This is a genomic window from Pseudomonas pisciculturae, from assembly GCF_015461805.1.
Classification (GTDB): domain Bacteria; phylum Pseudomonadota; class Gammaproteobacteria; order Pseudomonadales; family Pseudomonadaceae; genus Aquipseudomonas; species Aquipseudomonas pisciculturae.
In genome coordinates this window covers 1,152,412-1,165,177 of sequence record NZ_JACVZE010000001.1, presented here as the reverse complement: position 1 = coordinate 1,165,177, position 12,766 = coordinate 1,152,412, and the positions used below count along the sequence as shown (strand labels likewise).

10 protein-coding genes, 4 tRNA genes and 1 pseudogene are annotated in these 12,766 nt (G+C 60.0%); 5 read left to right on the top strand and 10 right to left on the bottom strand.

From position 1 onward, the window contains the following. Positions 1-18: 18 nt before the first annotated feature. Positions 19-951 (bottom strand): LysR family transcriptional regulator, encoded by a 933-nt coding sequence (locus tag ICY20_RS05335; protein ID WP_159958345.1) that lies wholly within the window; start codon positions 949-951, stop codon positions 19-21. A gap of 89 nt (positions 952-1,040) precedes the next feature. Here ICY20_RS05335 and ICY20_RS05330 point away from each other — a divergent pair, with 89 nt between their 5' ends. Then, the gene (locus ICY20_RS05330) at positions 1,041-1,670 is read left to right on the top strand and encodes an alanyl-tRNA editing protein (protein ID WP_159958343.1); all 630 of its coding nucleotides are present in this window, start codon (positions 1,041-1,043) and stop codon (positions 1,668-1,670) included. A gap of 113 nt (positions 1,671-1,783) precedes the next feature. Then, the gene (locus ICY20_RS05325) at positions 1,784-3,523 is read left to right on the top strand and encodes a dipeptidase (protein ID WP_194937062.1); all 1,740 of its coding nucleotides are present in this window, start codon (positions 1,784-1,786) and stop codon (positions 3,521-3,523) included. Between the two features lie 101 nt (positions 3,524-3,624). Here ICY20_RS05325 and ICY20_RS05320 read toward each other — a convergent pair. The 4 genes from ICY20_RS05320 to ICY20_RS05305 all read right to left on the bottom strand — a co-directional run bounded on the left by ICY20_RS05320 (position 3,625) and on the right by ICY20_RS05305 (position 4,038). After that, positions 3,625-3,700: transfer RNA gene (locus ICY20_RS05320), tRNA-Gly, on the bottom strand. 3 nt (positions 3,701-3,703) lie between these two features. After that, positions 3,704-3,779: transfer RNA gene (locus ICY20_RS05315), tRNA-Glu, on the bottom strand. 104 nt (positions 3,780-3,883) lie between these two features. After that, positions 3,884-3,959: transfer RNA gene (locus ICY20_RS05310), tRNA-Gly, on the bottom strand. Positions 3,960-3,962: 3 nt separating this feature from the next. Next, positions 3,963-4,038 (bottom strand) — tRNA-Glu (locus ICY20_RS05305). Positions 4,039-4,408: 370 nt separating this feature from the next. Between ICY20_RS05305 and ICY20_RS05300 the strand changes: the two genes are divergently transcribed. After that, positions 4,409-5,167 carry a hypothetical protein gene (locus ICY20_RS05300; protein WP_194937061.1) on the top strand — a complete coding sequence of 253 codons (759 nt, stop codon included), beginning with the start codon at positions 4,409-4,411 and terminating at the stop codon, positions 5,165-5,167. Between the two features lie 116 nt (positions 5,168-5,283). Beyond that, positions 5,284-6,096 carry an alpha/beta fold hydrolase gene (locus ICY20_RS05295; RefSeq protein ID WP_194937060.1) on the top strand — a complete coding sequence of 271 codons (813 nt, stop codon included), beginning with the start codon at positions 5,284-5,286 and terminating at the stop codon, positions 6,094-6,096. Between the two features lie 36 nt (positions 6,097-6,132). Here ICY20_RS05295 and ICY20_RS28375 read toward each other — a convergent pair whose 3' ends face one another. The 4 genes and pseudogenes from ICY20_RS28375 to ICY20_RS05280 all read right to left on the bottom strand — a co-directional run bounded on the left by ICY20_RS28375 (position 6,133) and on the right by ICY20_RS05280 (position 10,592). Then, complete coding sequence (locus ICY20_RS28375) at positions 6,133-6,975, bottom strand: methyl-accepting chemotaxis protein (RefSeq protein ID WP_407692616.1); 843 nt, start codon at positions 6,973-6,975, stop codon at positions 6,133-6,135. 15 nt (positions 6,976-6,990) lie between these two features. Then, positions 6,991-7,218, bottom strand: a pseudogene (locus tag ICY20_RS28370) (HAMP domain-containing protein); the annotation flags it as partial. A gap of 997 nt (positions 7,219-8,215) precedes the next feature. Further along, on the bottom strand, positions 8,216-9,628 hold the full coding sequence (locus ICY20_RS05285; RefSeq protein WP_194937058.1) for an aminotransferase-like domain-containing protein: 1,413 nt from the start codon (positions 9,626-9,628) through the stop codon (positions 8,216-8,218). 202 nt (positions 9,629-9,830) lie between these two features. Beyond that, positions 9,831-10,592, bottom strand: coding sequence for an SDR family oxidoreductase (locus ICY20_RS05280; RefSeq protein WP_159958331.1), 762 nt, complete (start codon positions 10,590-10,592; stop codon positions 9,831-9,833). A 173-nt stretch (positions 10,593-10,765) separates the two neighbouring features. On the opposite strand from ICY20_RS05280, the gene ICY20_RS05275 reads away from it, so the two are divergent. Beyond that, entirely contained in the window at positions 10,766-11,773 is a 1,008-nt protein-coding gene (locus tag ICY20_RS05275) for an NADP-dependent oxidoreductase (RefSeq protein ID WP_194937057.1), read from the top strand. Between the two features lie 180 nt (positions 11,774-11,953). On the opposite strand, the gene pyrF is transcribed toward ICY20_RS05275, so the two are convergent. Next, a complete protein-coding gene (pyrF, locus tag ICY20_RS05270) occupies positions 11,954-12,652 on the bottom strand; it encodes an orotidine-5'-phosphate decarboxylase (RefSeq protein ID WP_017734306.1) in 699 nt (232 codons plus the stop codon). Positions 12,653-12,766: the final 114 nt, after the last annotated feature.

Genomic DNA, 12,766 nt, shown 5'->3' with positions numbered 1-12,766 from the left:
CACATTTGCACCGCATTCCTACCGCTGGCGCAATGTCGGCTCCCTGGCCATGCACTCCACCAAATAATCGATAAACACCCGCAACTTCGGTGGCAAGTACCGCGTCGGCGAATGCAACAACCACACCTCGCCATGGTACGACGCAATAAAATCCCACTGCCCCAACACCTGCACCACCTCCCCCGCCTCCAGCGCATGGCGCGCCGTGAAGTACGGCAAGCTGCCAATCCCTACGTGCTGCAACACCGCATCCAGCCGCACCCCGGTGTGATTCGCCGCATACCGCCCGCGCACGCCGACCGTGACGGTCTTGCCGGCCTGGCGGAATTTCCAGCGAGCATCCGCCGGGGTTTCCCCCAGGTAAATACAGCTGTGGTTTAACAAATCATTAGGGTGCTCGGGCGTGCCGTGCTCGGCCAGGTACTGCGGTGTCGCGCACAGCAAATGCTCGATGGGAAACAACGGCCGCCCAACCAGCCCTGGCGGCGGGCTGTCGGAAATGCGCAGGATCAAGTCCAGGTTGTCATCGATCAAATCCACCGGCCGATCCTCAAGAATCAGCTGCACATCCACCTTGGGATAACGCCGCAGGAACTCCGGCATATGGGGATGGATCACAAAGCGCCCCACAGCCTTTGGCACACTGACCCGCACCAGGCCTTCAGCTTCATGGGTGAACTGGCCGCTGATCTCCATCACCGAGCGCGCCGCATTGACCATCTCCTGGCAACGCTTGAACACCTCCTCACCGCCCTCGCTCAGGCGCAGTTTGCGCGTGGTGCGTTGTAACAGGCGCGTGGCGAGGGCCTTTTCCAGGCGCGAGATGCTGCGGCTCACCGCGGAAGGCGAAGCGCCCATCTGCCGGGCAGCCTGCGAAAAGCTGCCGGTTTCCACTACTTTGACAAACGTCGCCATTTCGCCCAGCAGTGGCAAAGGAAGATTGATGCTCATGACGCACAGGTCCATTGATAATTGAGCCGATTATCACCCATCCATGCACTATTTATACTGCCCGCAGAACCCTGATGCGGATGTAGATAATGACCGAGCGCCTGTTTTTCACCCACGACCACCTGACTGCCGAATTGGAAGTGCTCAATTGCGCCCCCCACGAAGGTTTATTCGCCGTCACGTTGCAATCGACGATCTTCCACCCCCAAGGTGGTGGGCAACCGTTCGATACCGGCTGGCTGGGCGACAGCCAAGTCGTACGGGTCACCCAAGAGGCCGATCGGGTGGTGCACTACGTCGATCAACCCGTAACGCCAGGCCCGATCACCGCACGCGTTGATGAGCAGCGGCGCGCCCTGCATACCCGCCTGCATTCTGCCGGGCACTTGATCGGCAATGTCGGCGAAACCCTGGGCTGGATGCCGATCAAGGCCCATCACTGGCCCGGGGAAGGAAAGATCACTTTTATCCGTGGTGAAGCGGCGCAAACCATCGACGCCGACGCCATTCAACAGCAGGTCAACCAATGGATCGCCGCCGACTACCCACGCCAGATGACGCTGGAGGACGGCACCCGCGAAGTCGGCTTCGGCGAACTGCCCGCCTACGCTTGCGGCGGCACACATGTGCAAGCGTTGAGCGAGTTGGGCCAGGTGACAATTTTGGCGTTGTCGGAGAAAAAAGGGGCGCTGTCGGTGCGCTACGAAATCTGCGCATAGCACCGCGCGCCAGCATTGACGACGCGCACCTGACTAATGGTAGTGTGTGAAAATGTTTCTGACGATTCGGTCAGAAACTTCCTACTTATTACCTGCAAAGGAATGCTCCAGCAATGCACTTCCCACTTAAGCAACTGGCGGCTGCGACTCTGTTCGCCGCAAGCCTTTCGGCCATCACCGCACCTGCATTTGCCAATATCACCCCAGACCAAAGCGCGACCATTCTCAAGCGTTTCAACGAAACATCCGTCAGCGACTTCCGTGGTTTCCTTGGTGCCCTGGGCAAGGGCGACCTGGGTAAAGCCAGCGACGTGGGCCCGGCGATCAAGGCCTTTCTCGACAACAAAACCCTGAGTGCCGACCAGCAGAACGAGATCAATCGCCTGCTCGGTATCTATACGCGCGTGAAGTACGGCAAAGCCGCCACCGAAACCCTGCGTGAGCTGGTGGAAATCCCAACGTTCAACGTAGACGGCGTCCCCCAGTACAAAAACCCGGAATTTATCAAGATCGCCGGCAAGATCCAGGACCTGGCCAAAGCCTTCAACCTGACTTTCCGCAACATCGATAACCGTGTGTACGAAATTTCGCTGGAAGGCAGCGGCGATGAAGTCGTCGGCATCCACGCCCACGCCGACGTGGTGCCGGTGACGCCGGAGAATTGGGTGCTCAAGGATGGCACCCAGCTTGACCCGTTCAAGGTCACGTTGATCGGCGACCGCATGTACGGCCGGGGAACCGAGGATGACAAGAACGGTATCGTGGTGGCGATGTATGCCATGAAAGTGATCAAGGAAGAAAAGCTGCCACTGGCGCGCAACTTCAAACTGTTGGTGGACACCACCGAAGAAACCTCTGGCGACGCGATCCCCTATTACTTCGAAAAGAACCCGACGCCCCAGTACAACCTGGCGCTGGACGGCGGCTACCCGGTGGTGATTGCCGAGAAAGGCTACGGCACGGTGATGGCTACGTTCCCGCGGCGCAAGGGTGACGGCAAAGGCGCAGAAATCATTTCGATGACCGGCGGCATGGCCACCAACCAGATTCCGTCCGCCTCGGTAGCGACCTTTGTCAGCGACAAACCCGCCGAGCTGGCCGCCAGCCTGCAAAAGGCCGGGGCGCAATACGTCAAAAGCCACGGCGGCGATTTCGAAGTGGCAGCCAAGGTGGTCGGCAAAGAGGTCAAGCTGACGGTGACGGGCGTTTCGGCGCACTCATCCGAACCTGAGTCGGGCATCAACCCGGTGGCGCGCATGCTGGAGCTGATCCACAGCATTGACGGCAAAATCGCGCTCAAGCACAACCACATCACCGACGCCGCGCGCTATGCGGCCGACAATTGGGGCCTGGATTACCTGGGCGGCAAGTTGGGCGTGGGCTTCTCCGATGAGTTCATGGGGCCGCTGACCACTTCGCTGACGTTTGTGGGGCTTGATGACAAGGCCTTCAAGCTGGCTGTGAACCTGCGGGTGCCGAAGGGCAAATCGCCGGAAAAGCTCAAGGCAGAGATCGCCGAGAAGCTGAGCGCCTGGGACAAGAAAACCAAGGTAGCAGTGGACTTCACCTACTCGGTGGCCGAGCCGATGTACCGCAACCCGGAAGGTGAATGGGTGAAAGCGCTGCTGGCTGTGGCCAGTGAGAACCTGGGGATGGAGCACAAGTTCGGCACCTCGGCCGGCGCGACCTCGGTGCATGAATTGCCCAATGGCGTGCAGTTCGGCCTCGCGCGCCCGGAGGTGAAATACACCGGGCACACCGACAATGAGTTCAAGACGGTCGACCAGTTCTTGCTGGACCTGCAAATTGTGACCGAAATGATGGGGCGCATCGGCCAACTGCCTAAACTCTGATAGCAGAATGAGCCCGCCGTGATGGCGGGCTTTTTTTACCCGGCACAAATCGCAGACAAACAAAAACGCCGATCATCTCTGATCGGCGTTTTTGTTGAATATGGAGCGGGAAACGAGACTCGAACTCGCGACCCCGACCTTGGCAAGGTCGTGCTCTACCAACTGAGCTATTCCCGCAAATGGCGTCCCCTAGGGGACTCGAACCCCTGTTACCGCCGTGAAAGGGCGGTGTCCTAGGCCACTAGACGAAGGGGACACGCTACTGAAACACATGGTGTGTATTCCAGTGCCCAGAGGTTAAATCCGAAGATTCTGCCCTGGTTTCACTCAGTGCCGCCCGAGAGCCACACTGCTTAAACTTGGAGCGGGAAACGAGACTCGAACTCGCGACCCCGACCTTGGCAAGGTCGTGCTCTACCAACTGAGCTATTCCCGCATATGGCGTCCCCTAGGGGACTCGAACCCCTGTTACCGCCGTGAAAGGGCGGTGTCCTAGGCCACTAGACGAAGGGGACACACGTACAACATTCACTACTCGCCGCGTTTCGCTGTGTGCTTTACGCTTTAAGTGGCGCGCATTCTATGGATGGATTGGGAGGTCGTCAACCCCCAAGGATAAATTTATTAAAATCAATGACTTCCCCCTGCTTTACCGGCCTGTATGGGGATTCTGCCCGTCTGGGCCTTGGCGCCTATATTCTGGCGCTCGACAAGGCGTTATAGTTGCCGCCGGCAAATGATGGCAATGTGCATCTACTCATGGAACGATTACCTATATAGAAGCATCTACCTGAGCAACTGGTCGATCAGCCCTATCCGCCGGATGGCCCAGTCACTACACTCCACAGCAAACCCTATAAAGAGGTCACACCGGTGACACCACTCATGATCACCCTGCTGGTAATAGCCGGGATCGTAATACTGATCGCCATTGGCTACATGAACCACGTGGTGGAAAACAACAAGCTGGAGAAGAAACGCACCGAGATCGAGCTCAATGATCGGCTGCGCCGTTGCGGTGAAATCACCGAGACCTTCCCCGGCCAATTGATGACCCCGGCGCTTAAATTGTTGCTGACGCGCCTGGAGCTCAATGTCAATCAGCGCTTGCTCAACCTCAATAAGACCAGTGCCCCGATCAAGGCCCGCATCATCGAGTTGACTGCCCAGGTCGCCCAGGGCGAATCGATCCCGGTGAACAACCCACCTGCTCCGATCCAGACCGAAGCCAAGGCCAAGGACGTGCGCTTTTTGCTCGAAGCCTTGCATGGCCAGGTTACCCGTGCAGCCCAGGACGGCTTCCTGCCGGCCAACGAGGCCAAGCACTGGATCAAAGAGATTCGACATATCCTGGTACTGCTGCACATCGAGTTCTTCAACAACCTCGGCCAGCACGCCCTGCAGCAAGGCCAACCCGGCCAGGCGCGCCTGGCGTTCGAACGTGGCGTGCAATACCTGCGCAAACAGCCGGAGCCGGTGGTCTACAGCGCACAACTGCAACACCTCGAAGCGCAACTGGCCCGCGCCAACTCCACGGTGCTGACCAACAGCAAGCCCGCCGAAGACGAGGTCAATGAATTGACCGAAGGCCTGAAAGAGGCCGACACCGACGCCGAGTGGAAAAAGAAAGTCATCTACGACTGATCACGCCCTCCCCCTGTGGCGAACCCTGTTCGCCACATGCCATCACTTTGCATCTATCCCCCCGCCCACGACTAGCGTAAAAAATGCCCCTCACTCCATGAAGTCAGAGGCCCGCCATGCCTGTCGCCGTCATTGATGGACAACCGCTGCACTATCTCGACCAGGGCACCGGCCCCGTCGTCCTGCTGGGGTCCAGCTACCTGTGGGGCTTCGAGATGTGGGCGCCACAGATTGAAGCCCTGTCGCAGCAGTACCGCGTGATCGTCCCGGAACTATGGGGCCATGGCGAATCGGGGCCGCTGCCTGCACACACCCGCTCCCTCGACGACCTGGCGCGCCAGGCCCTCGCCCTGCTGGACCACCTGGACATCAAGCAGATCAACCTGGTGGGGCTGTCGGTGGGCGGCATGTGGGGCGCACGCTTGGCGCTGCGGGCACCGCAACGCGTCAACAGCCTGGTACTGATGGACACCTACCTCGGCGCCGAGCCCGAAGCCACGCGCCAGTACTATTTCTCGCTGTTCAAGATGATCGAAGACGCCGGCGCCATCCCTGAGGCGCTGCTGGATGTAATCGCACCGATCTTCTTTCGCCCGGGCATCGACCGCGAATCGGCGCTGTACCAGGACTTTCGGGCGTCGCTGCAAGCGCATTCGCGCGAACGTCTGCTCGACAGCATCGTGCCGCTGGGTAGGCTGATTTTCAGCCGTGAGGATGTACTGCAACAACTGTCGCGCCTGGACGCCGACACGACTCAGGTCATGTGCGGCGAACACGACAAGCCCCGGCCACCCGCCGAAGCCCAGCAAATGGCCGATCTGATCGGTTGCAGCCTGATCCTGATTCCAGAAGCCGGTCATATCAGTGCGCGCGAAAACCCGGAGTACGTCAACGAGGCGCTGCTGACCTTTCTCGCCAACAACGCCTGATCGCCCTGCCCCTTGGTCGCTGCGCGCGGGCGGCGGTCAAAGGCGGAAGTGCCCCACCATGCCTTTGAGTTCCGTGCCCAATTGCGCCAACTGGATACTCGACGCGGCATTGCCCTGCATGCTCAACGCCGACTGATCGGCGCTGGCGCGAATGCTGGTGACACTGCGGTTGATCTCTTCGGCCACTGAGCTTTGCTGCTCGGCCGCCGCCGCAATCTGTTGGTTCATCTGCTGAATCAATGACACTGCCACGGCAATGCTGCCCAAGGCGCTTTCAGTCTCCAGCGCATCACTGACCGCCAGCTTCACCAACTCGCCACTTTGCTGGATCTGCTGCACCGAAGATTGCGCGGCACTGCGCAAGGTACTGACCAGCCGCTCGATTTCTTCCGTGGACTGCTGGGTGCGCTTGGCCAATGCCCGCACCTCATCGGCCACCACCGCAAAGCCACGCCCCTGTTCACCGGCGCGGGCGGCCTCAATGGCGGCGTTGAGGGCCAGCAAGTTGGTCTGTTCGGCCACGCTTTTGATCACACCCAGCACGGTGCCGATATTCTGGATCTCCGCGCTGAGGCTTTCGATACTGGCGCTCGCGCTGGTGCTCGACGTCGCAAGCTGCTCGATACGCTGCAAACTCTGACGTACCACCTGCTGGCCGCTATCAACTTTGTCGTCCGCCGTCTGCGCGGCCTGCGCAGCCTCTTCGGCATTGCGCGCCACGTCGTGCACCGTGGCGGTCATCTGGTTCATTGCCGTGGCCACCTGCTCGGTTTCTTCCTTCTGGCTGCTGACTTCGACATTGGTCTGCTCGGTCACGCTGGACAGCGAATGCGCAGAACTGGCCAACTGTTCGATACCCGCCTGCAAACCGCTGACCATCTGGCTAAGGCCATTGCCCATCTGTTGCATCGCCTGCATCAGTTGACCGATTTCATCGCGGCGACTGACCTCCATCCGCCCGCTCAGGTCGCCGGCAGCAATCTGCTGGGCCACTGCAATGACACTGCGCAGCGGCGTGACGATCAAACGGGTGATCACCCAGGCCGCAATCAACCCGACTAGCAGGGCCAGCGCCGACGAGCCGATAATCAGCAGTGTGCTTTTCTTCAATTGTGCCTGCATCGACTGGTCTTCGGCGTCGTAGGCCAGGTTGACACGGCTGACCACCTGGGCCGCCCGATCATTGAGCTGTTTGTAGACCACCTTTTCCTGGGCCAGCAAGCCGGTGTATTCGCCCAGCTTTTCGCTGAAGGCGGCGATATGCCCAGAGACCTCATTCAGCACCGTCTGATAGCCGGGGTCCTTGACCGAGGTTTTCAACTGTTCGACCTGGGCCAAAGCCTGGTCCGCCTGCTCGATCTTGCCTTGTTCGGCCTCGTCTTCGCTCACCCTGCGGCTCTGGTCCAGACGCACCCGAGCTTCGTTCATCGCTTGCAGCATCAGGCGCGAAACCTGACTCACCTGCCCCGCCTGCTCGATAAACTCGGCGCCCTCCTTGCCTTGGCTTTCCTTGAGGCCATAGCCACCGTCGTCCGCCAGCCCGGCCTGCAACACGTCGAGGTTATTGGCGACGCTGGACACCGACCAACTGGCCATTTCCAGCGCCAGGTCTTTGGTCTGGGTCAGCTCGACGAACTCATCGAAGGCCTTGCGATAGGCGGCCAGGGCCTGCTCGACCTCGCTCATCACTGGCTCATTGGCTGCCGACTGCGCTTTGAGGCGGGTCGCCAGAGCCGTCAAGGCGTCGACGCTTTCGTGTAGGGCGTCGACGGCCTTGGGGTCAGCATGCAGTGCGTAGTCCTGCTCGATCAGGCGCACCTTGAGCAAACCGCTGTTGAGCGACGACATGGCGTTCAAGCCTTCGAAGCGCTGGGCAACGGTTTGCAGGGACCACACACCTATGGCCGCCACCAAGGCCGTGAGCAGCAGGACCAGGGCAAAACCCAGGCTCAGTTTTTTTGCCATACCCAGGTTGGCGAAACGTCGTTGCACGGCCGAAATCATTGCACTTGAGTCCTCTTGCAATGGCAGATGCCATCAAGCCCGATTTACCAGCAGCCAGATTGGCAACCGCAAGGCACTGAACACAAGACGTTGGCGCCACAATAATGGCAAAAAGCTACATGCTCGTCGTTTTCAGAATGGTCGAGGTCGATCTGGCGGGGCCCAGGTCACGGAACAATGCCTGCGCCCGCTGATCGCAGGCATAGGCCACATTGATGCGCAGCCAGTCACTGTGTTCAGCGTTCGGGCTGAACAGCGCCCCGGGCGACAACAACACGCCCAGCCGCTGGGCACACGCCGACAATCGCGAGGCGCTCGCTGCCCTAGGTCGAGCCCAGAGGAACATGCCGCCCGCCGGCACAGCAAACACCTCCCACTCCTCATCCTCCAGCACTTGCAACGTGTCGGCCATTTCGCTGCTCAAGCGCTTGCGCAGGCGCTGCACCCACTTGCGGTAGGTGCCGTTGGCCAGCAGGGTCGCGACCACCGCCTCGGCAAACCTTGAGGTGCCGAAACCGGTCAGGGTTTTGAGGCTGGCCAATTGCGCGACGATTGCCTTGCTGGCGCTGAGGTAGCCCACCCGTAACGCACTGCTCAGGGTTTTGGAGAAGCTCGCGATATAGATCACCCGGTCATCGTGGGGCATGGCAGAAAGCCGGGTGCAACTGGCATGTTGCAGGTCGCCCAGCACGTCTTCTTCGATGATCAGGAAGTTCTTGCGGTGAGCGAGATCGAGCAGGCGCTCGGCCACGCCACGACACAGGCTGGTGCCGGTGGGGTTGTGATACAGGCTGTTGATAAACAGGCACTTGGGCCGATGCTGTTGCAGCAGCGCTTCCAGCGTCGGAATGTCCGGGCCGCCACGGGTGCGGGGCACTTCCAGCAAGGTCACGCCCTGAAAAGCCAGTTGCCGATAGAGGTTGCCGTAGCCCGGGGTTTCCACGACCACGCAATCGCCGGGCTTAAGCAGCATACGGATCAACAAGTCCTGGGCATGGCTGGCACCTGCCGTAGTAAGGATGCGTTCGAGGCTGGAAGGAATATGAAGCCGGGTAAGGCGCTTGAGCAACTGCTCACGCAGCGCGGGCAGCCCCAAGGGCGTGCTGTAGTTGAACAAACCGGCCGTGTCGGTACGGGTGACTTCGCGGATGGCATAACTGATGTCGTCGCTTTCGCGCCAGGCATCCGGCAGCCAGCCACAACCCAACTTCAACTCTCCCAACGGGTTATCGACAAAGACGCCCCACCCCTGCTCCGCGCCTTCATACCATTGACCTTCGTTCAACACGGGCGGCTGAGCCACCACAAACCCCGAGCCCTGCTTGGACACCAGCACGCCTTGGGCGACCATGCGCTCGCAGGCTTCGATCACGCTGGACTGGCTAAGCAGGTTATCCAGGGCCAATTGCCGGATGGACGGCAGGCGAGTCCCGGGGCTTGCCCCGCTCTTGCGAATCCACTGCGCCACCGCGCTGACGATTTGCTGCACCACCGGTACAAGGGCTTGTCGATCGATCCCTAAATCCATGAGCCACTCACTTCACTGTCTGTTATTCAACCCAAAACAGTTAAGCACAGAAGCCCAAAAACACCGGCGGCTAAAATTTATTAAAGTATTGATTTTATTGAGTTATTTACCTAGTGATACACATTCTGACAAGGCACTTCGCCAGTCGAGGAAAAACCTCACAGCCCCCCAAACCTTTTCGAATAGAGGGCGGCGAAAGTTCTTAGATCGCCGTAGCGCCACCGTCTACCGCCAAGGCCTGCCCAGTGGTAAATGCCGCCCCATCGCTACACAGGTACAGCACCGCGCTGGCGATCTCTTCGACTTTGCCGATGCGCCCTACCGGGTGCATGGCGGCAGCGAAATCTGCCTTGCGCGGGTCGGCTTCATAGGCGCGCCGGAACATATCGGTATCGATCACCGCCGGGCAGACTGCGTTGACGCGGATGCTCTTCTTCGCATATTCGATGGCTGCCGATTTGGTCAGGCCGATCACCGCGTGCTTAGAGGCTGCATAGATGCTCATCTTCGGCGCAGCCCCCAAACCCGCCACCGACGCAGTGTTGACAATTGCCCCTCCCCCTTGGGCCAGCAGCAGCGGCAATTGATATTTCATGCACAACCAGACGCCTTTGACGTTGACGCCCATGATCGCGTCGAACTCGTCCAACGTGCCGTCGGCCAACTTGCCTTTCTCGATCTCGATCCCGGCGTTGTTGAAGGCGTAGTCCAGGCGGCCATAAGCAGCGATGGTCTGAGCCATCAACTGCTGCACATCCGCGTCCACGGTGACGTTGCAACGCACAAACAACGCATCACCACCGCCCTGCTGGATCAGCGCCACGGTGCCCTCACCGCCGGCCACGTCCAGGTCGGCAACCACAACCTTCAAACCTTCGGCGGCGAACGCCAGCGCGGTGGCGCGGCCAATACCGGCGGCGGCGCCAGTGACCAGGGCAACCTGGCCGGAAAACGTCATGCTCATGGAGGGATGTCCTGTAGGGAAGGTAACCGTAGGGCGAGTCTAACCAACACCGTGATAAGCGCGTCAGCACTATTGGCAGCGCCTATCAGCCTGCATTCGCACCTGAAGCCGGTCTTGCCTCAAAGGCACTGAAGGTCTATCACTCTAGGTTCATTTCCAGAAGAGTCCCTGCCATGACCGCCCAGACCAACCGCCAATTCCTGCTCGCCAAACGCCCGGTCGGCGCCGCCACGCGGGAAACCTTCACCTACCAGGAAGTGCCCGTGGGCACGCCTCAGGACGGACAGGTGCTGGTGCGCAATGAATACCTGTCGCTGGACCCGGCCATGCGCGGCTGGATGAATGAAGGCAAGTCCTACATCCCACCGGTCGGCATCGGTGAAGTAATGCGCGCACTGGGCGTAGGTAAGGTGGTCGCGTCGAATAACCCAAAATTCGCGGTCGGGGACTACGTGAATGGCGCCCTGGGCGTACAGGATTATTTCCTGGGTGAACCGCGAGGCTTCTACAAAGTCGATCCGAAATTGGCGCCGTTGCCGCGTTATCTGTCCGCCTTGGGCATGACCGGCATGACGGCCTACTTCGCCCTGTTGGACACCGGCGCACCCAAAGCCGGCGAAACCGTGGTGATCTCCGGCGCGGCGGGCGCGGTGGGCAGCATTGCCGGGCAGATCGCCAAGATCAAAGGCTGCCGTGTGGTAGGCATTGCCGGCGGCGCCGACAAGTGCAAGTTCCTGGTGGACGAGCTGGGTTTTGACGCCGCCATCGACTACAAAAACGAAGACGTACCCGCCGCCCTCAAGCGCGAGTGCCCTAAAGGCGTGGATGTGTATTTCGACAACGTCGGCGGCGATATTCTCGACGCGGTACTTAGCCGCCTGGCGTTGAAAGCACGGGTAGTAATCTGCGGCGCAATCAGCCAGTACAACAATAAGGAAGCCGTGAAAGGCCCGGCCAACTATTTGTCACTGCTGGTCAATCGTGCACGCATGGAAGGTTTTGTGGTGATGGACCACGCCGCGAACTTTGCCGCCGCCGGGCAAGAGATGGGCGGCTGGATGGCTCAGGGCAAGCTCAAGAGCAAGGAAGATATCGTGGAGGGGCTGGAGACGTTCCCGGAGACGTTGATGAAGCTGTTCAACGGGGAGAACTTTGGGAAGTTGGTGCTGAAGGTCAGCTGACACACCCCAAATCTATCTGGTGATGGGTGATCTAAATGTGGGAGGGGCGGTGCGACGATTCGACTTGCCCCCGATGGCGGTGCATCAGCTAAAAATAAGCTGGCTGACACACCGTAATCGGGGGCAAGTCGAATCGTCGCACCGCCCCTCCCACATTTGGAACTGTGTTTACTTTAGAGATCAGGCGATCTCGGCAACTACCGCCGCCAACGCCTTCGCAGGGTCCGCCGCCTGGCTGATCGGGCGACCAATCACCAGGTAGTCCGAACCCGCATCCAAAGCCTGACGCGGCGTGAGGATACGGCGCTGGTCATCCTGTGCGCTGCCCGCAGGGCGAATGCCCGGGGTCACCAGTTGCAACGACGGATGCGCCGTCTTCAACGCCTGGGCTTCCAAGGCCGAACACACCAGGCCATCCAAACCGGCTTTCTGGGCCAGGGCGGCCAGGCGCAGCACTTGCTCTTGAGGCTCGATGTCCAGGCCGATACCGGCCAGGTCTTCGCGCTCCATGCTGGTCAGCACGGTCACGCCGATCAACAAAGGCTTGGGGCCGCTGCGCTGTTCCAGCACTTCGCGGCAGGCGGTCATCATGCGCAGGCCGCCGGAGCAGTGCACGTTGACCATCCACACGCCCATTTCGGCGGCGGCCTTCACGGCCATGGCGGTGGTGTTGGGAATATCGTGGAATTTAAGATCGAGGAACACCTCGAAGCCTTTGTCACGCAGGGTGCCGACGATTTCTGCGGCGCAGCTGGTGAACAGTTCCTTGCCGACCTTGACCCGGCAAAGCTTGGGGTCCAACTGGTCAGCCAGCTTCAGTGCGGCGTCACGAGTGGGGTAATCCAGGGCGACGATGATAGGAGTCTGGCAGACGGACATTGGAATGGGCTCTCAGGCAAGTCGAAATCGGCGCGGATTGTAGCGCAAGCAGCGCCGTTGCGGGATCCGATGATCGGTAAATACTGACCAACCGCCCTCGCGCGGGCATTTTAG

Bases quoted from the DNA above. Each gene is read 5' to 3' on its own strand.
- ICY20_RS05335 (WP_159958345.1), bottom strand. From the start codon at position 951: ATGAGCATCAATCTTCCTTTGCCACTGCTGGGCGAAATGGCGACGTTT.
- ICY20_RS05330 (WP_159958343.1), top strand. From the start codon at position 1,041: ATGACCGAGCGCCTGTTTTTCACCCACGACCACCTGACTGCCGAATTG.
- ICY20_RS05325 (WP_194937062.1), top strand. From the start codon at position 1,784: ATGCACTTCCCACTTAAGCAACTGGCGGCTGCGACTCTGTTCGCCGCA.
- ICY20_RS05300 (WP_194937061.1), top strand. From the start codon at position 4,409: ATGATCACCCTGCTGGTAATAGCCGGGATCGTAATACTGATCGCCATT.
- ICY20_RS05295 (WP_194937060.1), top strand. From the start codon at position 5,284: ATGCCTGTCGCCGTCATTGATGGACAACCGCTGCACTATCTCGACCAG.
- ICY20_RS28375 (WP_407692616.1), bottom strand. From the start codon at position 6,975: ATGGTCAGCGGTTTGCAGGCGGGTATCGAACAGTTGGCCAGTTCTGCG.
- ICY20_RS05285 (WP_194937058.1), bottom strand. From the start codon at position 9,628: ATGGATTTAGGGATCGATCGACAAGCCCTTGTACCGGTGGTGCAGCAA.
- ICY20_RS05280 (WP_159958331.1), bottom strand. From the start codon at position 10,592: ATGAGCATGACGTTTTCCGGCCAGGTTGCCCTGGTCACTGGCGCCGCC.
- ICY20_RS05275 (WP_194937057.1), top strand. From the start codon at position 10,766: ATGACCGCCCAGACCAACCGCCAATTCCTGCTCGCCAAACGCCCGGTC.
- pyrF (WP_017734306.1), bottom strand. From the start codon at position 12,652: ATGTCCGTCTGCCAGACTCCTATCATCGTCGCCCTGGATTACCCCACT.